This window comes from uncultured Victivallis sp., from assembly GCF_944391105.1.
In the GTDB taxonomy this organism is placed as follows: Bacteria; Verrucomicrobiota; Lentisphaeria; order Victivallales; family Victivallaceae; genus Victivallis.
Window position 1 is genome coordinate 125153 of record NZ_CALXSK010000002.1, and the last position, 24239, is coordinate 149391.

The following is a 24239-nucleotide window of genomic DNA, read 5'->3' on the forward strand; positions in this document are numbered from 1 at the left end:
AGAGAGCGTGCAACCGGCTTCCTTCCGCATCAGAGCCGCCTGGCGGCATAACTGCGGATACTCTGTCCCGCGCGGATTGCCGCCACCGCGGCAGAGCCGGCGGCTTCGCCCATTCTGAGGCAGTCCCCTGTGACACGGTAGGCCGCGTGCGCGGCAAAACTGCCCGAGATGCAGCGCCCTGCCGTCATGAGATTTTCGACCTTCAGAGGAATGAGCGAACGCAGCGGAATGTCGAATCCCGGATGTTTCCAGCAGGTCTGTCTGGTCTGTTCCGGTTCATGGATGTCCACGCCGAAATGGACGCGGCAGACGGCATCCGGCTGGCGGACGCCGTTTTTCACATCCTCTTCGCTGATGATGTACTCCCCTGTGATTCGCCGGGTTTCACGTACGCCGATCACGGCGGGGAGATCGAGAAGATAGACGTCACCGAGTTTGTCCCGTACAAGTTTGAAACACTCGAGCGCCCGGCGAACCTGGCGCCGCCCCTCGAACGTTGCGGCCGTAAGTTGCTCGGCGTCGGTACCGAGACAGCGCTTCACGTGCGTCCACTGAATCAGCGCCTCGCCGCGGCGCGGCAGGGTGATGAGCGCGGGATTGTCGTAGGGAATCTCCGCAAGAATTTCCTTTTCCGGCATCCGCTCGATGAGCGCATCATACCAGCTGCGCAGGTCATCCCGCTCGTAGTCAGGGCGGAGCCCGCCGATTTTGAACATCATCGTCATCGGCTGAAAGACGCCGTCATTCTCGCGGCCGATCCGGAACGGCGCGCCGGCGCGCGCGGCGATGTCGCCGTCTCCCGTGCAGTCGATTACCATGTCCGCAAGAACTGCCTGTTCGCCGGATTTATTCCGGAGGAAAACTCCTTTGAGCTTGTCTCCTTCCAGGATCGGATCTGTTCCCATTGTGTAGAGCAGCACGTCGATGCCGAGCCCGGTTACATATTCGTCGAGCAGCAGGGCCATTTCGCAGGAATCGAACGACATGTTCCACAAGCCGCCCCAGGAGTTGCGCTGCAGGAGCCTTCCCGCAGTTCGCGGTTCAATCCGTCCTGATGCAGGTTGTCGAAGAACGGACTGAGCAACCCGAGAGTCCACATGCCGCCCAGCATGCCTCCCTGTTCGATCAGCGTCACTTTCGCGCCGGCGCGCGCGGCCGCGACCGCGGCTCCGAACCCTGCCGGCCCTCCGCCGACAACCAATACCTCCGTCCGGTTGCGAACCGGAACTTCCGCAGCTGGCCGCATGATCCGCATGGCGGTCTCCTGCGTCCTGTCCGAAAAGGCGGGGAATCGACTCCCCCGCCCGAAAAGCCGTTTCTACTTGACGAAGTAGACCGGCAACGGTGGAAATCCGTTGAATTCCACTGAGCAGTAGCTGGACGTGTATGCTCCGGTCGTGAGCCAGTATACCCGGTCCCCCGCCTTGATGTAGGCCGGGAGCGGATTCCGGAAATATTCGTACATCACATCCTGGCTGTCGCAGGTGGGGCCGGCGATGATAAAGTCCTCGCACGGTTCCCCGCGCGCTTCACAGTAGAGCGGATACTTGATCGATTCATCCCAGGTTTCAATGAGACCGTTGAATTTGCCGGTGTCGAGGTAGAGCCACTTGTCGACGCCCATCGATGACTTCTGGCTGATGAGGACAACTTCGCTGACCAGCACTCCCGACTCGGCCACCAGAGAACGGCCCGGTTCGAGAATGATTTCAGGAGCGTCCTCCCCGAAGTCCTCCTCCAGATAACGGGTAATCTCCTCGGAATAAACCGTCATCTCATTCGTTTTGGAGATGTAGTTCGCCGGGAAGCCGCCACCCATGTTGATCAGCGTCAGCTTCAACCCTTCGCCTTCAAGATAATCGAAGATGTACCTGACTTTGGCAATCGCCGAGTCCCAGGTACCGATGTCGCGCTGCTGAGAACCTACGTGGAAACTCACCCCGCACGGCTTCAGGCCGATTTCACGGGCCAGCAGAATCAGATCGATCGCCATGTCCGGATGGCAGCCGAATTTTCGTGAAAGCGGCCAGTCCGCCGTTTCACTGCCTTCGGTCAGAATCCGGCAGAAAACGCGCGAGCCGGGCGCTTCCTTGGCGATATTGCGCAAATCCGCCTCGCTGTCGGTTGCAAACAACGAAACCCCTTTCTCATGAAAATAACGGATGTCTGACGGCTTTTTGATGGTGTTGCCGTAACTGATCCGGTCGGGTGTCACTCCGAGCGACAGCACCCTGTCCAGTTCATATCGCGAGGCGATGTCGAAATGAGAACCGAGATCACGCAGCAGCTCGATCACCTCGGGCGCCGGATTGGCCTTGACGGCATAGTAGATTTTGGCGAACGGGAAATGAGCGAGCAGTTCCTCATATTTCCTCTTGATGATATTCAGATTCACCACCAGAAACGGGGAGGGATGACTCTTCGCCTCCTCCCGGATCAGAAGCCAGTCATCTTTGGTGTAGTAGTCCAGAACGTCAATCCGCATTGTTTCTTCGACCTTTCCTAATCACGAACGTTCCTGTATGTTCCGATTCGCCGCTTTGCTGCGGGGGCGAACCGGCCGCCCGGCTGTTCCTGAGAACCGGGACCGGATGAAAACCGGGTGTTCTCTGCTTACCCGGTTTTTGACAACTTTTAAAAGTAGCTCCATTCTTCCCGTTTTCAACTTTGAAACGGGAAAAAATGCCGATTTTTGCGACTGGAAAGCTGGACGAAAAGTCCCTGGTCAGTTTTGAATCGGGCCGTATGGCTGCAATTCCCACGAGGCCGGCGCATTTTGCGGAATCGGACTCATTCCCATCCGCTCCTGTTCCGTGCAGCCGAACCCGAGGCAGAAAAAGGCCGCCGCAAGAACTGCGGCGGCGGTATTCAGCAATATTCTCTTCATTTGGAAGCGAACATCGTATTGAAGAGATTGTATTCACTCATCTCCAGCGCCTGGAACGCCACTGTCGCGCCCATCGCGAGGAAGGTCAGAATAATCATGACCGTGAAGAATTTCGAATTGAACACTTGCGTATCCTCCCGGTAACGGTTGATTACTTGATGTCAAACCAGACCTTGTCACCGATTTCCACGGTTCCGTTCTCTTCCCCGAACGGCTCCGCAATCGAGCAGCTCTTGTCGACCTTCGTGATCTTCACCTTCGTGATGAACTCGGAGGCCGGAACCTCCAGGTCTCCGCGGGAAACGATCATCTCCAGACCCGGAGCCATGGCGATATTGACGTTTCCAACCTTGTTCCCGAGCTGCTGCGGAACCGTGGACTCGGTTCCGAGGTCGATCGTGATGAAACCGTACTTCGAGCTGACGTCCACCACCCTGCCGACGACCATCTTGCGCGCTTCCGGCGAACCCGGCTTCCACGGCATCGGAATCTTCTCATCCTTGTTGAGCCCGAGCACATCGCGCAGGCTTTCAAGCTGATAAACCTTCTCGTCGAGGTTTTTCTTCGCGGTGTCAAGCTGACCGTTCAGCTGTTTGATCTGGTTGTTCTGGCGCTGAATCTCCTGGTTGCGGGCCGCAATGGTGCGGTTCGCTTCGTCGAGTTTGCCTTTCATCGCGTTGACGGCCTGCTTGACTTTGTTGAGTTCTCCGGTGAAATTGCCCGAGAAGTTCAACGCCCCCTGGCCGTTGCACTGACGGTAGATCTCCGTCAGAGCGCTTTCAAAGTCGCGACGCTCCTTGCCGAACTGATTCATGCGGTTCGCAAATCTTTCCAGTTCCGACTGGTCGGCGGCGCGCAGTTTGTTCGAGTCGAGCGTGAGATTCAGATTGGCGCGGGCGGAGCTCACGATGCGATCCACAATCTTGTTGCGGTTGCTGATCAGATCTCCCGCTCCGTTGACGACATCGTCTTTCGCCGTCGAGTAGGTGGTCATTTCCTTCAGGTTCTTTTCCTGGGGAACATTTTTCATTTCCACGATCGAGCCGATCCGGCGGAGAGCGCTGGCGAGTTCGTCACGCTGTTTCACAAGAGCGCGGCTCTGGGTGGTCAGCTGGGCGAGCTTCTGATCCAGTTCCGCATAGTTTTCATGAGAGAGTGCCTCCACGGTCAGGGCGTCGCCGACTTTGGTGCCGCTGCCTTTGTCCATTTCCTTTGCGCTCTGGTTGATCGTAGTTGCCATCTTCTTCCAGCCTTCGACCATCTGACTGCGCTTCTCAAACAGGAAATAAGAGAAGACTGCGCTCGCGGCCGCAAGCAGAAGAATCAGGATACTCAATACGACGTTGACTGCTTTCATCGGGGCTCTCCCACTCTGATTTTGGTTGAATTTGCCGTTTGTATGTTAAAACCTGGTTGACAAACAAAAAACACGTCCGTTATGACGCTGTTGAACATTAGCACGACAAAAATGCATTGTCAAATGCCAAAAAGCGCTGAACAGGCAAATAAATCGATTTTTTTTTGAAAAAAACGTTTCTTCCCCCTGTCCGACCGCATTTACAGCAGAAATTTCACTCCTTCGATTTTCGCCAGATCCGCACTGAGCGAATCCATCATTCCGCGGTCGAGAAGTGTCACCGGAACTTTCAGCGTCCGGTATTTTCCTCCCCCGGAATGAAGCCCCTCGTGAATTGTCGGGGAAATTCCGTGCGACCGCAGGCAGCCTTCCACCTCTTTCCGGACATTTTCCTCCCGGGCGGCGTCGACGATGATCCGATATTCCCAGTCAACCGGGAACTTCAGCTCCTCGCCGCGTATCTTCATCGGTTCTTCGCTCATTTTCCGCAACTGCTCCTTCCCCCTTTGCCATGGTGGTAGGCCTGGTAGGCCCGGCAGTCGCCGTGACGGGAACAGCCGGTGTTGAGGCATGGGCATGCAGAATTTTTCTGCCCGCTCATTTGTCCCTCCCTTCCCAGTATGGTGAAATCGCACGCAGCCGTTCGATGATCGGCGGAAGCGCTTCCACAACAAAATCAATCTCTTCCGCAGTGTTGTATTTCGACAGACTGAAACGGATCGTCCCGTGCGCGGCCGTGTACGGCAATCCCATCGCGCGCAGCACGTGCGATGGTTCCAGACTGCCGGTCGTGCAGGCCGAGCCGCTCGACGCACAGATATTCATCATGTCCAGCAGCATCAGGATCGACTCCCCTTCGATGTATTCGAAGCTGATCGATGAAGTGTTCGGCAGCCGGTTCTCGAGATCGCCGTTGACCCTGATATGGCTGATCCGTTCGCGAACCCCCTCTTCGAGCCGGTTCCGCAGCTGCGTGAGCTGGATATTTTCCGCCACGAGGTTCTTCCGTGCGATTTCGCAGGCGCGGCCGAGGCCGATGATGGAGGCGACATTCTCCGTTCCTCCGCGGCGCCCCTTTTCCTGATGGCCGCCGAAAATCAACGGCTTGAACCGGGTTCCCTTCCGCACGAACAGCGCACCAACTCCTTTGGGCGCGTGCAGCTTATGACCCGAAATCGAAAGGAAGTCGATTTCGCTGGAATCAAGATCGATCGCAACCTTCCCCGCCGCCTGCACCGCGTCGGTATGGAAAAGCGCCCCCTTCGCGTGGGCCATCTTCGCGACCGTCTCCACCGGGAAGATCGTCCCGGTTTCGTTGTTCGCCCACATGACCGAAACCGCCGCCGTCGATTCGTCGATCGCACGTTCCGCATACGCAAGATCCAGACGGCCGCGTTCATCGACCGGAATGTATTCGATTTTATATCCGCGGCGCGAGAGTTCCCGGCAGTAGGCGAGTACGCCGGGGTGTTCGACGATGGTCGTGACGATTTTGTTCCGCCCGGGCCGGGCGGTGACGGCGGCGTTGATCGCGGCATTGTCTCCTTCGCTGCCGCAGCTCGTGAAAATGATCTCCGCGGCATTCCCGTCGTTGTCGCGGAAGCTCGTGCCGAGAAGCGAGGCAACCTGCCGCCGCGCTTCTTCAATGTCCGCGGCAACGCTTCCCCCAAAACGGTGGATGCTCGAAGGATTGCCGTATCGTTCGCAGAAAAACGGACGCATCGCCTCGAACACCTCCGGATCGACCGCGGTCGTGGCGTTGTTGTCCAGATAGATGATTTTATTCTGATTCATGATGGATGGAAACCTCCTCCCTCTGTCGGACGTCAATTGTCTTTCATAAAATAAACCATATTTTTCCGAAAAGTCAATCTTTTTCGAGGGAATAATGGTATATTATAGAAGAAACGCATGGAAAACGGATCTCAGGAGGGTTTGTCTGTCATGGTTTATCTCGATCACGCGGCGGCGGCGCGCCCCCCCCGTGAAGTGCTTGAATATTTCTCCTCTTTGCTTGCGGAGGAGTTCGCCAACCAGGAGGCGGCGCATCGGCTCGGATATGAGGCCCGGCGCAGGCTCGACGCCGCCGCGGAGCGGTTGGCGGGCGCACTCTTCGGCAAGGGGGAGTACGCCGTGGTCTGGGGAATGAACGGAACGGAACTGTTCCGGCTCATCGCCGATTCTCCGGTTGTCGCGGGCAGGCGGGGGCTCTCCTCGCTGCTGGAGCATCCCGCGTTGACGGCGAATCTGCAGCGGACCGCGGCAGGGCTCGCTCTGCTGCGTCCCCGGCGGGACGGCACGCTCATCCCGGAGGCGGCGGAGGCGGAGTTCGCCGCGTTCCATCTTGTGCAGAGCGAACTTGGTGTTCTTCAAGCGCCGGAATCTCTCTTCGCCTCCTCGCCCGGCGGTGTCCGGATCCTCGACGCCATCCAGGGGGCCGGACGGCTGCCGCTGCCGGAAAACGCGGCGGATCTTTATGTTATTTCCGGTCACAAATTCGGGGCCCCGGGCGGCGCGGCGATTCTGGTTGACAAACATGCCCCCTGCGCGAAATCGTTCCTGGAATTCGCCCACCGGTACCGCCACGTCGAATACCGGTGCGGCCGTCCGGAAGTTCCGGTGCTGTTTGCAATGGTCTTTGCCGCCGAACTGCGCTGTCGGGAAATGCACGAAGCGCTGGTTCGTGTGCGTGATTTGAACCGCTTCCTGCGGGGGGCGCTTTCCCGGGTGGAGCTGCCGGGGGGAGGGCGCTGTTTCTGCACGATTCCGGAGGAGACGGCCTCCCCGTACATCCTGCATGTGATGCTGCCGGGAGTCGAGTCGGGTGTCGTGGTCCGGATGTTGTCGGAGGCGGGAATCATGGTCGCCGCGGGGAGCGCATGCTCTTCGGAATCCCGGGAATCCTCCGCCGCATTGCGCGCTCTCGGCTACCGGGGGCGCGACGCGTGGTCGGGGCTCCGGGTGAGTCTGAGTCCCGAGTCGACCGTCGATGATGGGAAAAAGTTGGTTGAAGCTCTCCGGAACGTGTTGAAAAACTGGTGATTGCGGGTTATGTTACCCGTTGACAGTCATTCAGCGTTGTGGAATCAAGGAGTCAAACCATGAAGAAAGTTCTGTTTCTGGCTGCTGCGGCGTTTTTCGCTGCGTCGACGACCGTTTTTACCGCGTCCGCGGAGACTATTGTCATTACGAAGAACGTCCGGACGAATCCGGAACTTTATTTTGCCGGAGTCCAGGGGGATCCGGAGTTTTCGAAGGAGATGACCACCTTTCTCGGCGTCTGCGGCTGGTTTGATCTCACGCGGAATCCGAAGGCGGAATACATTCTGACCGGCAGCCTTTCCGGCAACCGGGCCGTCTTTACGCTCACCACGGGCGGGGCTCCGGTCGGGAGCTGGAGCGTCACGCTTTCCGGCAACCGGCGGCGTCTTGCCCAGCAGACGGTTGACGCGATCATTCAGCGTAATTTCAAGGAGTTGAAGGTCAAGGGATTCTGTTCCACCAAGATCGCTTTCTGCGCCCAGACCGCTCCCGGTGTTAAAAACATCTACACCTGCGATATCGACGGCGGCGATATCAGACAGATCACGAATTTCAACGCGCTCTGCGTGGAGCCGTGCTGGTTCCCGAACGGCAATTCGATCGGTTACTCGAAATACAACCGCGCCGGAATGGATGTGATCGAAACCCAGCTCAATCCGAAACGCAGCCGCGTCCTGACTTCGTTTCGCGGCATCAACAGCGGTGCGGCGATCAGCCCGGACGGCCGGAATCTCGCCGTGATTCTCAGCCCCGATCACAAGGTCGATCTCTACGTCATGCCGGCCGACCGGCCCGGTACGCCGCGGCGGCTGACCAACAGCATTTCGGTGGAGGCTTCGCCGTGCTGGAGTCCGGATGGACGCGAGATCGCGTTCGTCAGCGATGAGACCGGCGTCCCGAAGATCAACATCATTTCCGCAGACGGACGCAACCGCCGCGTCCTCAAGGCGGTCGGTTCCGACGCGGTTACACCGGACTGGTCCGGCGACAACAAGATCGTCTATGCCACGCGGATTCAGGGCGCCTACACGATCGCCGTCTACGATCTGGAAACCGGCGAGAACACCCGCATCACGAACGAACCCGGCGTCTGGGAGTCTCCCGCATGGGCGGCGGACAACCGGCAGGTGGTCTGCAAGCGCTCCGACGGCCGCCGTTCGGCGCTTTATGTGATCGACAGCTGGACCGGCAAGGTGCGGCTGCTCGTTTCGACTCCGTTCAATCTCTCCATGCCCGCTTGGTCGCGTGCCGGGAGGCGTTGAGATGTCCTGCGGCAAGATCGGCGGAGGCTATCTCGACTCCCTCTCGATGTTCGGGATCAAGCCGGGGTTGGAGGCCAGCTGTGAACTGATGCGCCGGGTGGGGAATCCCGAACGGGAACTTTCCTTCCTTCACATCGCGGGTACGAACGGCAAGGGGTCCACGGGCGCAATGCTCGAATGTATGCTGCGCGGAGCGGGTTTTACCACCGGATTCTACTCCTCTCCGCATCTGATTGACATCCGCGAGCGCTTTCGCGTGAACGGTCTGGCGGTTTCCGAGGAGGATTATCTTGCTCTTTCGGCCGAACTGGCCGAGGCGGCGCGTGCGGAGACGGGGCGTTCCTTCACATTCACCTATTTTGAGTTCACGACCGTGCTCGCCGCGATGATTTTCGCGCGGGCGGGGGTCGACATTGTGATCTGGGAGACAGGCATGGGAGGCCGTCTCGACTCGACCAATGTGGTCCGGCCGATCGCGTCGATCATCACCGGGATCGCGCTTGATCACCAGGCTTATCTCGGCGATACGATCGAAAAAATCGCTGCGGAAAAAGCGGGCATCGCCAAACCCGGCGTCCCGGTTTTCACCGGCGTCATGCCGGATGAGGCGCGGCGCGTCATCGCCGAACGGGCGCGCGAGCTTGGATGTGACTGTTTCCCGGTTTCGAAGGAGGACTTCAAACCGGTTACGCGCCGATTCGACGGGACGCGCACCGTGCAGGAGTTCGATTACGAAGGCCGCCGCATCACGCTGCCGCTCATGGGGGAAATGCAGCGGCGGAATTTCCGGCTTGCGGCGCTTGTGCTGGAAAAACTTTCGCCGCGCCTCGGAATCGATCTCGACCGGGCATTCCGGGCGCTTGCGACCTGTCGCTGGCCGGGCCGCTGCCAGCAGGTGAATGAACGGCTGATCGTCGACGGGGGGCACAACCCGGACGGGATCGCTGCGCTCTGCGCCGCGCTGAAGGAGACTTTCCCCGGTGAGAAGTTCACCGTGGTGTTTGCCGGATTCAGGGACAAGGACGTCGCGGGCGGTTTGCGGCTTCTTGCGGAACTTGCCGCAAAATTCATATTTGTTCCGCTCAGGGAGTCCGATCGCCCGAGCTACAGTGGCGAAGAACTGATCGCGCTGGCGAAACAGAGCGGTGTCAAGTCGCAGTTCGCTTCTGCTCCGGACGCGGCGGCTGCGCTGAAACTCGCTTATGAGGATGCTCCGCGACGGGTTGTCGCAGCCGGTTCCCTCTACCTGGCTGGAGATGTGCTGTCGGCATCCGTCGACCCCGCCGCGGTTTTAAATCTTGAATGAACATTTTCTCCGTAGAAAGGGAGCAGATACGATATGGCAGATTCCTCGACAATTTCCGTTACCGGGCTCGGTTCGGTCAAAGCGGAGCAGTCCGTTCCGCTTTTCCTGATGCGCGATCCGGTCATTTTTCCGTTCAGCCTCACGCCGCTCCAGGTCGATGAGGAGAATCTTTCCGCGTTGCGTCAGGCGATGGCGCAGGAGCGGCTTCTTGCGATCTTCCCGGAACTGCCCGGTGACGAGGAGCTGGGCATGCTGCCGGTGCAGGTTCCGCTGAAGCTCTTCGTGTACCGGGAGAAACGCTACGGCGGAGTCGGTGTTCTGGTCCGCGTGGTCAAGGAGTTGAACTTTCCGGACGGTTCCGTCCGGATTCTTGTGCGCGGAATCAAGCGGATTTTCTGCCGCCAGATCGAACTGGTCAACGGCGTCTCCGTCGCCAGAGTTCAGCTGTTCACCGACTCCCAGGCGGAAAACGAGGATACGGAGAACCGGGCGCGGCAGAAATCCGTGACCGTCGCATTTCAGGAGCTTGCCTCCGCCATGCCCGGATTCCCCGAGGAACTGCAGGTCGCGGTGCTCAACGCCGAGTCGCCCGGACGATTCGCCGATCTGCTGGCTGATTCACTCAATATCAGTTATGCCGAGAAAATTCTGCTGCTCTCCATGACCGCGATCCGCAAGCGGCTGGAGGTTCTTGCGATTCTGCTGAACCGGGAACTTGAGGTTCTGAAACTCGGCATGAAGATTCAGAGCGAGGTGCATCAGGCGATGAGTCGTCAGCAGCGTGAATTCTTTCTGCGAGAGCAGCTTCGCACGATTCAGCAGGAGCTCGGTGAAGACAGCCGCAATCCGGATATCATCGAGATTGAAGAGCGGCTTGAAAACATCGAACTGCCTCAGCACGTGTTTGACGTGGTGCGCAAGGAGCTTTCCCGGCTCGAAGTGATTCCGCAGGCTGCGCCGGAGTATCATATCTCCTACACCTACATTAACTGGTTGCTCGATCTGCCCTGGTGCGTATTCACCGAGGATCGTCTCGACTGTGCGGAGGCGCAGAAGGTGCTTGACGCGGATCATTACGGACTTGAGGATGTAAAAAAACGGATTCTCGAATTTCTTGCCGTGCTTCAACTCAAGGAAGGGGAGGACCGCAAGGCGCCGATTCTCTGCCTCGTCGGCCCGCCGGGCGTCGGCAAAACTTCGCTTGGACAGTCGATTGCAAGGGCGATGAAGCGGAATTTCATCCGCGTCTCCCTGGGCGGTGTCCGGGACGAGGCTGAGATCCGCGGCCACCGCCGCACTTATGTCGGCGCTCTGCCCGGAAGGATCATCCAGAATTTGAAAAAAGCCGGCAGCGGAAATCCGGTGTTCATGCTTGACGAGATCGACAAACTTGCCAATGATTTCCGCGGGGATCCAGCTTCCGCTCTGCTGGAGGTGCTCGATCCTGCTCAGAATTTCTCGTTTAACGACCACTATCTTGAGGTTGATTACGACCTTTCCCGGGTGTTCTTCATCGCGACGGCGAATCTGCTCGACACGATTCCGGGGCCGCTTCAGGATCGTATGGAGATCATCCGGCTGCCCGGTTACACCTCGTATGAAAAACGCGAAATTGCAAAGCGGTACCTCGTCGGCCGTCAGATCAAGGCCAACGGACTCAAGCCGAAACAGGTGCGTTTCCGGCTTGCGGCGGTCGATGAGTTGATCGACCATTATACGCGCGAAGCGGGTGTTCGCGAACTTGAGCGGTGTATCGGCCAGGTTTGTCGCCGCATTGCCCGCCGTATCGTCGAAGGGGAAATCGCTCCGGATGCGACCGTTTCCGTCACACCCGCTCTCGTTCAGGAGCTGCTCGGCGCACGAAAATACATCCTTGACGAGGCCGCCGAAAATCTTGGCCCCGGCTGTGCGACCGGTATGGCATGGACGAGCTGCGGCGGCGTGATCCTGCCGGTCGAAGTGATTTCGATCCCCGGCAAGGGAGGGCTGAAGCTCACTGGTTCGCTCGGCAAGGTCATGCAGGAGTCGGCGGAGGCGGCGTACAGTCTTGTGCGCGCTCATGCCGGAGAATGGGGGATCGAACCGTCGTACTTCGCGGAGCATGACTTCCATATCCATGTTCCGGACGGCGCGACGCCGAAGGACGGTCCTTCCGCGGGGGTGACCATCGTGATGGCGCTCATCTCGCATCTGCGGAACATACCGTTGCGCCCGCGCCTTTCCATGACTGGAGAAATCACGCTGCGCGGCCGCGTGACCGCTGTGGGCGGCATCCGGGAGAAGGTGATCGCCGCGCTGCGTGCCGGGATCGATACGGTCATGCTGCCGGAAGAGAACCGCAAGGATGCGCTCGAATTGCCCGAAATGGTCAGGGAAAAGCTTGAATTTCACTTCGTCTCCGATTTCCGAGAGGCGATGGAGGTCGCGTTCTCTCCCGCGCGGAAGGTGGAACGAAAGAAAAAATAAGGTAACCCTGGAGAGGAGTTTGCCCGATGAAACGTTGGATATTGCTGGTGTTGTTTGCGGTCTGGACGGCCTTGCTTGCCGCTGCGGAGGAGCTGCCGCTCGATCGATTCATGGAGCGGGTGCGATTCCCGAATCCGACGGCAACTTACGCTGCGCTAGAGGGGCAGATTCAGCACCGCCGCAGCGGGGAAGCCCCGAAAAGCGAATCGATCTACTTCGCGGTGATTCTTCAGCCTGAACGCATGACCGGACAGATCATCATCGGCGATAAAGAGGGGTATTTGATCGGCCAGACCCGCAACTCCGGCGACTCGGAGACCAGCGTCGTTCCGATGCAGGGGAGCCGTCAGGAGAATCCGATGCTCGGATACATGGGGGTGCGTGCCTCGGATCTGACGATGAGCTTTCTCTTCTACCCGGTTCTGAAGGAGCTTGAGCCTGAAATTGTCCGGGCAGTCCCCTGCCGGGTTGTGCTGCTTGAGGCTCCTGACAAGAGCGAACAAGTAAGGGTTTATATTGCCCGGAATCACTATTTCCCGCTGAAGGCCGAATTCCTGAAGCCGGGTGAGTCGGAGCCGTTCCGGACACTCGAAGTGAACAGCTTCAAGCAGGAGAACGACCTCTATTACACCGACGAGATCGGCCTTTTCGGCCCTGGCTGGCGCACCCGGATCAACTTCAACAAGTCCGCGAAAGTCGGGCTCTTCGTACCGGGCGACAAGGCGGCATCGTCGATTATCCGGACGCTCTGATCACCACGATAGCGGGCGAAGTGGAACTTCGGATTCCCGTGGGCGGACGCTGCCATTTTGCGGTTGTCCCGTTTTCGGGGCCAACCGCAATTATAAAATTGTCCAGGAATCCCATTGGGGCAAAACAATGGAGAATTCCGGAAAATTCAGTGTATAGTCGAAAATCAGAAAATATTTTTTCATGCCATATCGTTGAACAGAAGCTTGTGAAGAATCCAAATGCATTATACAAAAACGAGGAGCAATATTTTTATTGTTTGGAATGATTAATACTTTGATTGTAAATGGATTATTTTCCGGGGATAAAATGATCAATACTTCTTCTGTGTTTTTTATTTCAGTACTCCCATAGTATTCCTTTTTTTCAGGTATAAAATATTCTCCAGGAAATATATAGGATATATTATACGTGGGAATGGGCATCCACCGGGAATTCTTTTTAGATAAACTGAATAAGTAAATTTTCGCGTTTAATTTATATTTTTCCTCATATCCATCCTTTAATAATTTTTGCTTTTGGCTGATAGACAATCCATCAACAGAAAATTCAGAAACAGGATCGTTTTCTTCTCCAGTACCTTTCCTCATGTTTTCAAGAGAAAGAAAAGGATATTGTTGAGGATCTGGAAAACAAAAACGTACTAGTACCGCATTGCGGTCAGGGGTTGTTACATTGCATCCTGTTAAACCTGATAACGAAATGAAAATACCTCCAAAGACAATATATGCTTTTTTTATTTTATGCATTTTATTAAGGCTCTTTGGTGACTCATAGTTCTTGATTGCGCCTCTCATCAATATACCGTACTGACGGCACCATATCAAAAGACCGATAAAACCGCTGTTGAAAATTACATTGGTCATTTTGTGTTACGGTTTGTTATTTCTATCCAATCATGATAAGAGAGTTGCTTGACAATTTTACCTTTTTTATCCCAGATTGTTACGTCTGACCATGTCCCGTTTGTTCCAGATATACAACGCTTAAGACCGCCAGCAGGGAAGAACGAGCAGTCAAAATTTAAATCTTCCATCTTTATCGTACCAGCAACAATTTTCTTTTGCGCCATCGTAACTGAAAAGAATAATTTTCCCCACGGCGATTTTTCGTTCGGATCTTTGCCTGTTGCAACATTATATAATGCCCCATTGACTATACTTAAGTTTTGTATATAATTATGATTATAATATTTTATCAATATGGCCAACGAATTTTTACCAAGTTGTACTTTTTTTAACCCAATTTTGTTTTCGCCAATTTTTAAGTAAAAAAGCAAATCACCATATTTTATTAAATTTCGATATGCAGTATTAGATGCAGATGAATATTCTATCGGATAATAATTAGGGTTATTTATTGTCGGAATATCTCGATTATAGTAAGTGATTTCCATGGAAGGTGAGGTTATTTTTTCAATTTTCATTGCAATATCTTTGATAAAATAAACATTGAAAACAACATTGTCATACTCTTTAATTTTAATACTCACAGCATTATCATATCGAGCATGAACATTTTTATCAAAGTCTAAATCAGCTACCTGAAGGGAGAAAATTTTCCATTCCCCTTTGTCGGGATTAATATCTTTTGTTTGGGGCAATTCATTTATTATTGGGGATAGTAGAAACGCAAATGAGTAGAGGTCATGATCGTTCACTTCAGTAGCGATGCAATTTGCGACAAAGGCGATATGAAAAGATATTAGTAAAAAAGTTATCTTCATAATTGTCTGCTTTCTGTAAATCTGTTTCATGTGCGGGAATAAATGATTCAGTTTTTCAGTAAAAAACAGATGACACTTTTCTCCCTGTTAATAAATTGACAGTCAATATGATGCAACATTGCATCTATTCTGTCAATAAAAGAAAGATAGCATGAAAAATTTCGATTGCAAATCAGAATTTCTGAGTCATAAATCAAATTGACCGATAACTTCCGGAAATTTGCGCACATTTTGAGAGAGGGCACTTGAACAAGGGCCTGTTTTCTGATTGATTACAGTCATCACACAACAATCAATCGAAAGGAAAACAGACCAGCGCAAGAAAACAAAGCTGATCATTGAAGCTGAAACGGATTACAAGTTTTGTAGAAACCAGCGTGGAGGAGACATTGTCTTATATGGATTTCCCGTATGAGCACTGGAGCCGGTTGCGGACAAATAACGGTCTCGAACGCATTATGTCGCCGTACCCGGGTTGTCGGCAGCTTTCCGGATGGGTACTCGGCTATGATGCTGGTCGGAGCCAGGCTCAGACATATTTCCACAACAAAATGGGGCACTCGGCAGTACATGAATACTTGCAAACTTTACGAAGGTGGTATAAGGTAAAAAGACGGGAGGCTCCGCCTGCGCAACCGACCTGCTCCTCCGGAGCTCTCAGGTCGGTCGGTTGCTTCGGCTGCGCCAACTCACGTTTGTCATCTGTAATCGCTCAGAAACAAATGTGCGCAAAATTTCGAACACTACCGGTGGACAGAATCTGGCGATCCTATATTCATTTGCTGCAATTTGCAAAGCAAATGGAATTCCATTCCGAAAATGGCTGGAAGATGTTCTTCCACGTTTGAGTTGTATATTGTTTGCAATATCGCATCTGCATTACTGCCTCACTTGTTTGTTTAAAATCCCGCATATTCCATCCCTGATTTGAACGGCATCCTCATATGTATAAGTTATAATAATTTCTTTACAAGTGATAGTGATTCTTGGATACGGTCCGTATGTATTATTGCATGAGATTTCAATATTTTTAGATGAATCTATAATAGATCGCAAAGAAACAACCCCTTGAGGTGCTATTTCAACGATAGGAATTCCATATTGTGTTTCATACTCAGAAGGTGTTAATTTCTTCTTGATTACTGTTGGAGTACATTTTTTCAATATAGGCAACAACGAGGCAACTATTTCTGCAGATTGCACTTCTGAATATTCAGTATTTCGCATGCTAACATTTTCCCAGTGTGAAACCTGAACAGTAAAGTACGTATTTGAAATGATAGAAATAATGTGTTCGGTTCCCTCATACAATGAAAACATTTTTGAGGAAGTAACTTGTTCGCGACACGACACAGTAACCAGACATATCAGAACAATAAAGGAAGATTTAGCATTACCAAACTTCATCATAACCTGCCTCCATGTGCTTCCCATACCTCGCTAGAGAACAGATCAGTGGTAGTCTTATAGCTATTTGGTACGAAATTGTTTTCATCATCAAGTTGGGAGCCATACATCAATCTATTATCCGAACTGATCGCAATATAATATTTAGTTCCGTACGCGGTAGCACCTTTCCTTAGCGCGGCAGCAGCAAATAACTTTGCTAATCCAGACGAGGTACAACCTGCAAATCGCACTGTTGCATTACGAGCAAACTGTCATGTGCGGGAATAAATGATTCAGTTTTTCAGTAAAAAACAGGTGACACTTTTCTCCCTGTTAATAAATTGACAGTCAATATGATGCAACAATGCATCATATTCTGTCAATAAGAGTAAGATAGCATGGAAAATTCTGATTGCAAATCAGAATTTCTGAATCATAAATCAAATTGACCGACGCAGGAAAGCCTTCGATTAATGCACGCCGCGATGCACCTGCTCAAGAATGTCCATGCTCCAGATCAGATGCACGTCGCAGTATTCGACCAATATAACAAACAGGGAGAAAACCAGATGGTTTTCTCCCTGAACTTTTCCGGTTGACGCTCTCACCGGCGGAATGTATCCGCCGGTGGAGTGTTGCCGTTACGCCAGCTTGGTGATGCCGAGATCGTAAGACGTCCAGTTCTTATCCGGATTCGAGATTTCGACCGATACCGCATAAGTGCCGGCTTCGAGCGTGTTGGTTGAGGTCAATGCCCCGTCAAGTCCCAACGTCTTGCCGGTGGCAGCATTGTAGAGCTTGACTTTCACTTCCTTGCCGACCGTCAGCGCCTTGTTGTCGAGATCAAGATCAAAGTCGACTCTTGACGCCGAATCGAGTTCGAAGCGGAAGAAGTCGGTGTCGTCTCCGTAACCGATCCACTCGTTCTCAAGATCGAACGTGTTCACGTTACCGAAATTCACGCTGGTGGCACTCGCCAGATCATTGTTGGTCGTCGGCGCCGGGAAGATCTCATTGGCAACGATGCTGATGCTGTAATCGCTGTTCTGCTTGCCCTTGCCCTTGTCTCCGGATTCGATGGTGAGGAGCGTATCCCCCTTCAACAGCGAGTTCCCAAGTGCCGGGGAGATCAGCATCTGGTCTTCCTTGACATTCCAGGTTTTGATCTTTTTGCCGGAGGCGATATCGGTCAGCGTGACCTTGAGCTGGGCGGTTACGTCATTGATCGAAATCGAGTAGCTGCCAGCCGCCGCGTCGATGGTGTAACTGTCAGACGCATCGCCGAAGCCGACCCAGCCGGAGATCGACGTGTTGATCGATGACGAAACCGTGTAACTCTTCCCATCATTCACTTCCTGCGGATCGAGGAAATAATCGTTATTGATGGTGAAGTCATAATAACCGTTCTGCTGCCCCTTGCCTTTGTCCCCGGACTCAACAACAAGGTAATACGTTCCGGCAACAGCGAGAACATCATTCTTGAAGATGTTTTCAACAGAGCCGAGTTCGCCCTTGATCGTGACGTTCTTGAGCTTCTTGCCTGCCGAATCATACAGCGAGACCTTGTACTGGGTCTTGGCGTTCTGCGGCTGCATGTTGAAGTCGATCGAGAGCGCACCGTTTTCGGTCGTGGTGAACTTGAAGTAGTCGGCTGCGTCGCCGAAGCCGACCCACTGATTCTTGTCGCTCGTTCCGGTTCCGGCAGCGTTCAGCGCAATCTGTTCCGCAGTCCCGAAACTGTTGTTTGACGAAGCGGCCGGGAAGTAGTCATCGTTGATGACGAAGTCGTAGTAGCCGTTCTGCTGCCCCTTGCCCTTGTCGCCGGATTCAACCGTAAGGAAATAGGTTCCTTCAAGTGCGAGGATCTCATTCTTGAAGATGTTCTCAACAGAGCCGAGTTCTCCCTTGACGGTGACGTTCTTGAGCTTTTTGCCGGTGGCATCGTACAGCGTGACCTTGTACTGAGTTTTGGCGCTCTGCGGCTGCATGTTGAAGTCGATCGTGATTGCGCCGTTGCCGTCGGTGGTGAATTTGTAGTAGTCGGTCGCGTCGCCGAAGCCGACCCAGCGGTTCTCCGCGCTCGTTCCGGTGCCTTTCGCATCCAGCGAGACCAGCTCGGCGGATTTGAAGTCGTTGTTCGACGATGCGGCCGGGAAGTAGTCATCGTTGATGACGAAGTCGTAGTAGCCGTTCTGCTGCCCCTTGCCGTTGTCACCGGATTCGACAACGAGGTAGTAGGTGCCGGTTTCCGCAAGAATGTCGTTCTTGAAGATGTTTTCGACCGAACCGAGTTCCCCCTTGACGGTGACGTTCTTGAGTTTTTTGCCGTCGGCGTTGTACAGCGAGACCTTGTACTGGGTCTTCGTGCTCTGCGGCTGCATATTGAGATCGATCGTGAGCGCGCCGTTGCCGCTGGTGGTGAACTTATAGTAGTCGGCGGCGTCACCGAATCCGACCCAGCGGTCCTCCGCGCTCGTTCCGGTTCCGGCAGCATTCAGCGAGACCAGTTCGGCGGAGCTGAAGTTGTTATTCGAGGAAGCCGCCGGGAACAGATCCTCATTGGCCTTGATCGTATAGTTGACGGTCGAATTCTTGTTGCTCGAAACCACTTCGAGATAGTATTTGCTGCCGTATTTGGAGACATCCCACAGCACACCGTCCAGCGTCGTAGTTCCGGGTTTGACCGAGTAGCTTTTGATTTTCTTGCCGTTGCTGTCGTAAAGATTCAGCTTCACGCCCGCATTTTTGCCGTTGAGGTCCGTGACGTTCGAAACCGTGAACGAGAGCGTCGCCGCCCCGTCGAAGGTTCCCGTGAACCAGTCAACCGTGTCGGTTCCGCCGACGGTCTGTTTGTCGTTTGTTGCCCACGGCAGGAATTTTGCGGTGCTCCGCGTATCGCCCGCGTCGCCCGAGGTGTCAACCGTGACGGTGATATCCTTGCTGGCTTCGGAAACGTTCCCGAAGGAGTCGGCCGCATAGAGGGTGAAGATGTACTCCCCGTCTTCCTGATTGTAGAGGATGTAGCTTGTCGCCTTGGGATCGTAGATGTACTGCGCCTGCGTGATGTAGCCGGAAGTGGTTTTTTTGCTGACCACAAGCATGTAGCCGGCAAGGTTCTTGTCACTGGCTGCATTCCAGGAGAACGCGATGTCCTTCGAACCTGCGATGGAGTTGACGGCGAATCCGGCGCCGTTCACCCAGATCGGAGCCGTGCTGTCCACTTCGAATTTGCTGCCGGTGGTCCAGGCGCTGGCGTGGCCGACGTAATCGACCGCGCGAACCTTCCACGTGTAGACGCCGTCCGCAAGGGTCAGAACGTCGGATACTTCCTTCGCCGAGACCGTGATGGTCGTGGACTGGCCGCCGGACAATGTGTAGGTGATCTCATAATTCTCCACCCCGAAGATGTCCGTGGAGGCCGTCCAGCCCAGCGTCGCCGTATTTTTGTTCACGGAAACAGTCGTTGACGTGATGTCGGTCGGAGTATCGACATCGGTGGCGTAATCGGTCATCCCTTCGCCGATGAAGTAATGCATGTCGCCATAATACCAGTTGCCGGTTCCGTTGCCCATGGAGTCCATGGCCTGAACGCGCCAGTAAACCTGATGGGTCGGCGTGTTGGCCATGCAGCCTGCGCCGTAGCCGTTCGTCCCGTCAAGACGCAGCGTGGTTTCGCTGGTGACAAACTCATAGAGCCGGTCGCCGGTGAATTTGTTGTTGTCGCAGACCTGAATCAGATACTGAACCCCGCTGGCATTGTCCGTGTAGGTGCTGTCGAACGTAAAATCGATATAGATACTCGTAACCGTTTCCACAATCGTGGTTCCCGAGGTGGTGGTGTCCGGCTTCGCACCGAAACCGGATGTCCGTCCACTCGAAGTGTCGGTTGCCGAAGTGGTTTCATAATTGATGAGACCGTCGGAGACGAGATTCGAAAGCGCACCGGTCGGGGCGGCCGTGTCGATCAGGAATGTGCCGCCGTCGAGAGTCGTGGCGTTTCCTGCGTTGTCGTAAGCCGTGACTTCCCACTTGTAGGAGCCGTCCGCAAGCGCGAGCTGCCCGTTTTTGCCGACTGTGACCGCGTAGGTGTAGAGTTCGTTGCTTTCGTTCCAGTCGAAGGTCTTGAGAATTACACGGTTTCCTTCGAGGTCGTAGTACGCCAGCTCGAAGCGGTCCATGCCGGAATTCGGCCGGAGTTCGTTTTCGTCGGTGGCGTTTGACCAGGTAAAGACCAGCGAATTGGTTCTGGTCGTCAGATCGTAGTCATTCGTCGCGCTGAGCAACGAAGAGTCCGTAAAGACCGGAGCGACATTGTCGCAGAGCCAGGTGCCGTTGATTGTGACAGAGGCGTTTCCTGCCACGTTGTAGGCAACGAGCTGGTACTCCCAGTCCTGATTTGCGAGGTTGCCCGCCCAGGAGAGATCGTCTTTCACACTGATGACCTGAGTCGTCCAGGCGTCGTCGCTGCCGGCGACGCGGTAGCGCACTTCGTGGCGCAGAACCTTGGAGTATCCCTCCTCGGTTACGGCCGGATCCCAGGTGATCGTGACGTAGATGTTGTTCGCTTTCGAATCCCACGACGAGGTCGAGATCACCGTTGTGGCATCGAGCACCGGCTGCTTGTTTTCCTGCGTCCACACTCCGGTAAGCGCGGTGGATTCCTGTCCGGAGTAGTCGACCGCGGTCAGCTGCCAATCGTAGGTGGCGTTCTCCAGGAGCTGGAGGCCGGAGGCCGGATTCTGCTTGAGCCACTCCGAAAGCTGGAAGTTGTAGATCTGCTGATCGTCGTCTTCCACCGGAATGTCGCAGGAGGTCCACTCGCCGTTGCTGCCCTGAACGCGGAAGCGGATCGTGTAGCGGCTCACGCCGGAACGGTCGTCTTCCGCTTTTTCCCAGCTCAGGGTCGGATCCATCGTGTGGGTTTCCTGCGGATCGACCGTCGCGGGATCGGCCCAGGTGACACCGCTGTCCAGAATCGCGCTCTGGCCATTCACGAACCACGGGGCGGTGGTGTCGTCGTCGTAGACCTTGAAGATTTCACCGTCGACCCAGTTTTCATCTTTGATGACCCAGTTGCCGTTCGCGTCGACCTCGTCGATTGCCTGCACCTGCCAGTAGAAGTATTTCAAGTTGGTCAACCCCGTGACCACGAGTTCCGGAGCGGTCACATACTTCTCCATGTAGGCCGTGGTATCCCAGTTGACTCCCTCCGGTTTCCGCTTGTCTACCTGGACGTAGCGCACGACGTAGCCGATGAGCCCCTCCGAGTACTCCTCTCCCGGCGTCCAGGTCAGGTTCGCCACGGCGGACGCGGCGGAGAAGCCGCTGAACTCGAAGTCGACATTCTCGACCTTGCTGTAAACGTAATTTTCTTTGGTCATCAGTACGTCGCCGCCGTCGCTCCAGACGCTGGTGCGGTCGCCGTTGCCGATGTTCTGACGGATGCGCCATTCGACGGTCTGCCCCTCTTCGATGTTCGAAAGGGTGATGCTCTCCTGACTGCCCGAGACATACTGAACGATGGTTTTGCCGGTCGAATTGCCGCCGACGATGCGGTATTCGACTTCGAAACTGCCCTGCGTTCCGTCCGCTTCCCAGCTCAGGGTCACGGTCCCCTTGTCAACGTCGAACGACTCCTGAAGGTTTTTGACCTGATCCAGTTCCGCGACGTCGGTCGGCAACGAGTTGACGGTGAAGATCACTTCACCATTGACGATTGCCGACGAGAACGAAACACCGTCCTGATCGTAGGAACCGCCGTCGGCCAGAATGTCGTAGTTTTTGCCCTGATACTTGACCGCAAGAACCTGATTCCCCCATCCCCAAAGATTGCCGGAGTAGAGCTTATAGGATCGCGAACCGTTGGAAAGGTCGACACTGTTCAGATTGACCGTGAAGTGTACGGTCGAATCAATCAGAGTGTTGCTCGTTAAAATCGCATCGTCGTTGACTGCCTGAATCCGGTTTCCTTCGTCATCAATGACAAAGGCATAATCGTTCAGAACAAATTCAACGTTGTTTGTACCTAAACTGGCGTTGACATTGCCTTCCACTCGCGCATTGCTGTCGATTACAATGGCATTTCGACCATTATAAAGCTCGATGTCGCCCACAACATGAGCACCAGCTGCAATTTCAACCCGGTCATCAGTGTTGTAACGCACACTTGTGGTTGCGGTGATGAGCATACCGGCATAAATCGCATAGTTGCTGGATTTGACATTTCCGGAAATACGGATGTTCATGTTTTTTCCGGTATTGCCGAGGATTCCCGCCGCAACGCCGGCCGTGACGTCGATATCGCCCGTGATGTCAAAACTCTCATCGTTGCCGTTGGTAAAGTACTGGTCGACCAGGATTCCAGCCGTTACTGTCGAAGAGCGGTTGCTGTTGATCGTGATGTCGCCATCGAATGCGGCGGCGTTGATCGTGTTTGCACGCAATCCGCAAATATATTCTGAAGAAGAACGCTTGCCGATCAGAGTGTCGTTGACGGAAATCGTGACGTCGCTGCGGAAATAACCGTTTGTGACAGTGATGCTGTCACCTCGGATTCCATAGATGTTGCTGTAAATTTCACAATTCTGCGATGAGGTGTAGGGAGCGTCCACCGTCAGGTTGATCGCTCCGTCGAAGTTCTTGTTCGCAATAAACTTGCCGGAGGCATTGATCCCGTAGAGATTATAGGAGTTTCCCGTGTAACTCGAGGTTTCCCCGCCGGATCTCCCTACCGTGATATCGGAAACTTCGGCGGTCAGAACACCGGAGAATTTATCATTGAAGGTAATATTCGAACCGTTGATCGCAATCGAATAGATCGCATTGTTGATAGCGGATGCGGAAGAACCGTCGCCGCCGGTGGACTTCGCCACCAGGTTGACCCCGTCCACCACGGTCTGGATGGAACTGCCGCCCGCCGCCGGAGCGTCGAATGCTCCAAATGTGAGGTCGCTGCCCTGAATACCGATGGCACGAATCACATTACTGTTGACGTTGGCATTTTTGGCGGCGTCATCCTTAATGCCGGTAGTCTGGTTGTGGAGATCGACATTACCGACCGTCGCGACGATTTCACCGCGATAAGCTCCAGTGATATTGACCGTGCCATCGGACCAGATTCCGTAGGCGGTAATCTGGTTGCTGTTCAGATTCGAAGCATTGTAGTTGACAACGTAAAAACTCGTGTTGTTCGATTGCAGCAGCCCCGTGAAATTGTTGTCGATCGACATGCTGCCGACACGGAACGCCGCCGCATTCGAAACGTTGCTGGAAGTAGATTCGATGTAGGCGATGTCTTGAACCGTAGTATCGCGGTAATACCCCATGTACAGGGATGTTGTAGTGAAGAACTGGGCGCTCATATCGCTGAGAACGTCCAGATTCCCCGAACTGCGGACACCGTAGGCACTGGTGTTTTGAGTTCCTGGAATGATGGAATTTTTGTATTTCGCCCAAGTGTAGTTTTCGGTATCCACAACATTGCTGGTCCAGATGATCTGGCTCTGAGGCTCAATCTTATCAACACGACCCGCGGCCCCGTTACCGGTAACTGGGGAAAAATCAAATTCTCCATCTCCGGAGAAATTGACCATGTTGATTTCGCCCTGGAGGTTGGCCCCGCTGTAATACAAATTGTATGGCTGGTCGGCAATAGACTGATTGTCTGCTGTATTACCGAGCGTTACCCGGCTGCCGCCCGACATGCTGATCGGGGTGTAATAGGGTTTCGTATCGTCGGACGTCAAATAAGGCGTGGTTGTGTAGGTATAATACCAGCTGCCGCCGATGTCGAAGCCCGCTCCATCGAGAAACACGAGATTCCCGTGAGCTCCAATATAGCTATAGCCTACGGATGTTACGAATTCATACAGCATATTCCATCTATCCTCATTTTGATTAAGATATGTTCAAACTCTCAAGGCACAAGAACACAACCACACACTGTAAATTATAGCATAGCCAAACTCATTTGCAAACAGCTTTCGCGTGAAATTGACACTTTTTTTACAAAAATGCCCGCTTTTTTCCGTTTTTGCCGTAACTTCGGCTCAGAA

General features: G+C 54.2%; 16 protein-coding genes and 2 pseudogenes. 6 read left to right on the top strand and 12 right to left on the bottom strand.

Annotated elements, in window-relative coordinates; translation table 11 throughout:
* Positions 1–29: 29 nt before the first annotated feature.
* From Q0K10_RS01595 to nifS, 7 genes and pseudogenes are all read right to left on the bottom strand, one after another.
* Positions 30–1255: pseudogene (locus Q0K10_RS01595) on the bottom strand (FAD-dependent oxidoreductase).
* Positions 1256–1318: 63 nt separating this feature from the next.
* On the bottom strand, positions 1319–2485 hold the full coding sequence (locus Q0K10_RS01605; protein WP_294502284.1) for a type III PLP-dependent enzyme: 1167 nt from the start codon (positions 2483–2485) through the stop codon (positions 1319–1321).
* A 240-nt stretch (positions 2486–2725) separates the two neighbouring features.
* On the bottom strand, positions 2726–2887 hold the full coding sequence (locus Q0K10_RS01610) for a hypothetical protein (protein WP_294502286.1): 162 nt from the start codon (positions 2885–2887) through the stop codon (positions 2726–2728).
* The gene (locus Q0K10_RS01615) at positions 2884–3012 is read right to left on the bottom strand and encodes a hypothetical protein (protein ID WP_294502288.1); all 129 of its coding nucleotides are present in this window, start codon (positions 3010–3012) and stop codon (positions 2884–2886) included. Before Q0K10_RS01615 ends, Q0K10_RS01610 begins: the two co-directional genes overlap by 4 nt.
* Positions 3013–3038: 26 nt before the next feature.
* On the bottom strand, positions 3039–4244 hold the full coding sequence (locus Q0K10_RS01620; protein ID WP_294502290.1) for a hypothetical protein: 1206 nt from the start codon (positions 4242–4244) through the stop codon (positions 3039–3041).
* Between the two features lie 200 nt (positions 4245–4444).
* Entirely contained in the window at positions 4445–4726 is a 282-nt protein-coding gene (locus Q0K10_RS01625; protein WP_294502293.1) for a DUF493 domain-containing protein, read from the bottom strand.
* 115 nt (positions 4727–4841) lie between these two features.
* Positions 4842–6038 (bottom strand): cysteine desulfurase NifS, encoded by a 1197-nt coding sequence (nifS, locus tag Q0K10_RS01630; protein ID WP_294502295.1) that lies wholly within the window; start codon positions 6036–6038, stop codon positions 4842–4844.
* Between the two features lie 150 nt (positions 6039–6188).
* On the opposite strand from nifS, the gene Q0K10_RS01635 reads away from it, so the two are divergent.
* The 5 genes from Q0K10_RS01635 to Q0K10_RS01655 are packed head-to-tail and all read left to right on the top strand — an operon-like array spanning position 6189 to position 13072.
* A complete protein-coding gene (locus Q0K10_RS01635; RefSeq protein ID WP_294502298.1) occupies positions 6189–7286 on the top strand; it encodes an aminotransferase class V-fold PLP-dependent enzyme in 1098 nt (365 codons plus the stop codon).
* Positions 7287–7345: 59 nt separating this feature from the next.
* A complete protein-coding gene (locus Q0K10_RS01640; protein WP_294502300.1) occupies positions 7346–8548 on the top strand; it encodes a hypothetical protein in 1203 nt (400 codons plus the stop codon).
* Position 8549: 1 nt separating this feature from the next.
* Positions 8550–9854 (top strand): folylpolyglutamate synthase/dihydrofolate synthase family protein, encoded by a 1305-nt coding sequence (locus Q0K10_RS01645; protein WP_294502302.1) that lies wholly within the window; start codon positions 8550–8552, stop codon positions 9852–9854.
* A 33-nt stretch (positions 9855–9887) separates the two neighbouring features.
* A complete protein-coding gene (lon, locus tag Q0K10_RS01650) occupies positions 9888–12320 on the top strand; it encodes an endopeptidase La (protein ID WP_294502305.1) in 2433 nt (810 codons plus the stop codon).
* 26 nt (positions 12321–12346) lie between these two features.
* Entirely contained in the window at positions 12347–13072 is a 726-nt protein-coding gene (locus Q0K10_RS01655) for a hypothetical protein (protein ID WP_294502307.1), read from the top strand.
* A 90-nt stretch (positions 13073–13162) separates the two neighbouring features.
* Here the strand turns inward: Q0K10_RS01655 and Q0K10_RS01660 are convergent, their stop codons facing one another.
* Positions 13163–13867, bottom strand: coding sequence for a hypothetical protein (locus tag Q0K10_RS01660; RefSeq protein WP_294502310.1), 705 nt, complete (start codon positions 13865–13867; stop codon positions 13163–13165).
* A gap of 65 nt (positions 13868–13932) precedes the next feature.
* Positions 13933–14796 (bottom strand): hypothetical protein, encoded by an 864-nt coding sequence (locus Q0K10_RS01665; protein WP_294502312.1) that lies wholly within the window; start codon positions 14794–14796, stop codon positions 13933–13935.
* A gap of 365 nt (positions 14797–15161) precedes the next feature.
* Between Q0K10_RS01665 and Q0K10_RS15555 the strand changes: the two are divergent.
* Positions 15162–15405: pseudogene (locus Q0K10_RS15555) on the top strand (transposase); the annotation flags it as partial.
* A gap of 270 nt (positions 15406–15675) precedes the next feature.
* Here the strand turns inward: Q0K10_RS15555 and Q0K10_RS01670 are convergent.
* The 3 genes from Q0K10_RS01670 to Q0K10_RS01680 all read right to left on the bottom strand — a co-directional run bounded on the left by Q0K10_RS01670 (position 15676) and on the right by Q0K10_RS01680 (position 23999).
* Entirely contained in the window at positions 15676–16206 is a 531-nt protein-coding gene (locus tag Q0K10_RS01670) for a hypothetical protein (RefSeq protein WP_294502315.1), read from the bottom strand.
* 449 nt (positions 16207–16655) lie between these two features.
* Complete coding sequence (locus Q0K10_RS01675) at positions 16656–16793, bottom strand: hypothetical protein (RefSeq protein WP_294502317.1); 138 nt, start codon at positions 16791–16793, stop codon at positions 16656–16658.
* A gap of 33 nt (positions 16794–16826) precedes the next feature.
* On the bottom strand, positions 16827–23999 hold the full coding sequence (locus tag Q0K10_RS01680) for an Ig-like domain repeat protein (protein WP_294502319.1): 7173 nt from the start codon (positions 23997–23999) through the stop codon (positions 16827–16829).
* Between the last annotated feature and the right edge of the window lie 240 nt (positions 24000–24239).

What these genes read in the sequence shown, in the direction of transcription:
- Q0K10_RS01640 (WP_294502300.1), top strand. Translation starts at nt 7,346, where the DNA reads ATGAAGAAAGTTCTGTTTCTGGCTGCTGCGGCGTTTTTCGCTGCGTCG.
- Q0K10_RS01625 (WP_294502293.1), bottom strand. Translation starts at nt 4,726, where the DNA reads ATGAGCGAAGAACCGATGAAGATACGCGGCGAGGAGCTGAAGTTCCCG.
- lon (WP_294502305.1), top strand. Translation starts at nt 9,888, where the DNA reads ATGGCAGATTCCTCGACAATTTCCGTTACCGGGCTCGGTTCGGTCAAA.
- Q0K10_RS01645 (WP_294502302.1), top strand. Translation starts at nt 8,550, where the DNA reads ATGTCCTGCGGCAAGATCGGCGGAGGCTATCTCGACTCCCTCTCGATG.
- Q0K10_RS01670 (WP_294502315.1), bottom strand. Translation starts at nt 16,206, where the DNA reads ATGATGAAGTTTGGTAATGCTAAATCTTCCTTTATTGTTCTGATATGT.
- Q0K10_RS01635 (WP_294502298.1), top strand. Translation starts at nt 6,189, where the DNA reads ATGGTTTATCTCGATCACGCGGCGGCGGCGCGCCCCCCCCGTGAAGTG.
- nifS (WP_294502295.1), bottom strand. Translation starts at nt 6,038, where the DNA reads ATGAATCAGAATAAAATCATCTATCTGGACAACAACGCCACGACCGCG.
- Q0K10_RS01620 (WP_294502290.1), bottom strand. Translation starts at nt 4,244, where the DNA reads ATGAAAGCAGTCAACGTCGTATTGAGTATCCTGATTCTTCTGCTTGCG.
- Q0K10_RS01610 (WP_294502286.1), bottom strand. Translation starts at nt 2,887, where the DNA reads ATGAAGAGAATATTGCTGAATACCGCCGCCGCAGTTCTTGCGGCGGCC.
- Q0K10_RS01660 (WP_294502310.1), bottom strand. Translation starts at nt 13,867, where the DNA reads ATGAGAGGCGCAATCAAGAACTATGAGTCACCAAAGAGCCTTAATAAA.
- Q0K10_RS01665 (WP_294502312.1), bottom strand. Translation starts at nt 14,796, where the DNA reads ATGAAGATAACTTTTTTACTAATATCTTTTCATATCGCCTTTGTCGCA.
- Q0K10_RS01655 (WP_294502307.1), top strand. Translation starts at nt 12,347, where the DNA reads ATGAAACGTTGGATATTGCTGGTGTTGTTTGCGGTCTGGACGGCCTTG.
- Q0K10_RS01605 (WP_294502284.1), bottom strand. Translation starts at nt 2,485, where the DNA reads ATGCGGATTGACGTTCTGGACTACTACACCAAAGATGACTGGCTTCTG.